This is a genomic window from Streptomyces noursei (assembly GCF_001646665.1).
Lineage (GTDB): Bacteria > Actinomycetota > Actinomycetes > Streptomycetales > Streptomycetaceae > Streptomyces > Streptomyces lavendulocolor.
On sequence record NZ_LWBU01000389.1, the window covers coordinates 1 to 475 of the forward strand.

Sequence of the window (475 nt, forward strand, 5' to 3'; positions counted from 1 at the left end):
GACTTTACGGACACGACCTAGCCCGGCGCACAACCGGCGTTCCGCACGCCGGACATGACCGCCCGGCGTGCGGCCGATCGCGGCTCACCAGCGCCGGCGGGCGCCCAGTAGAGTAGCCGTCGCGGGTCCGTACCCCAGCTGGCCAGAGGGCGCCGGTTTAGGTCCGGTGTGTCGTGGGTTCGAGTCCCACCGGGCCCACACGCGACGGGCGCGGCACCGATCAGGTGTCGCGCCCGTTTCGCCGCACCGCCTCAGCCGACCAGCTCGCGGACCACCGGGACCAGGGCGCGGAAGGCTCGGCCGCGGTGGCTGATGGCGTTCTTCTCGGCGGGCGTCAGTTCGGCGCAGGTGCGGGTCTCGCCGTCCGGCTGGAGGATCGGGTCGTACCCGAAGCCGCCGGTGCCGGCCGGGGTGTGGCGCAGGGTGCCGGAGAGGCGGCCCTCGACGACGCGTTCGGTGCCGTCGGGGAGGGCGA

The 475-nt window shown here is 74.3% G+C and carries 1 protein-coding gene and 1 tRNA gene; one reads left to right on the forward strand and one right to left on the reverse strand.

Going from position 1 to position 475, the window contains the following annotated elements:
* Window positions 1–123 precede the first annotated feature (123 nt).
* Window positions 124–198, forward strand: a tRNA-Leu gene (locus A4V12_RS31950).
* Between the two features lie 53 nt (window positions 199–251).
* Here the strand turns inward: A4V12_RS31950 and A4V12_RS39300 are convergent.
* Window positions 252–475, reverse strand: a 224-nt coding sequence (locus A4V12_RS39300; RefSeq protein ID WP_350498033.1) for a non-canonical purine NTP pyrophosphatase, incomplete at its 5' end; no start/stop codon positions are given.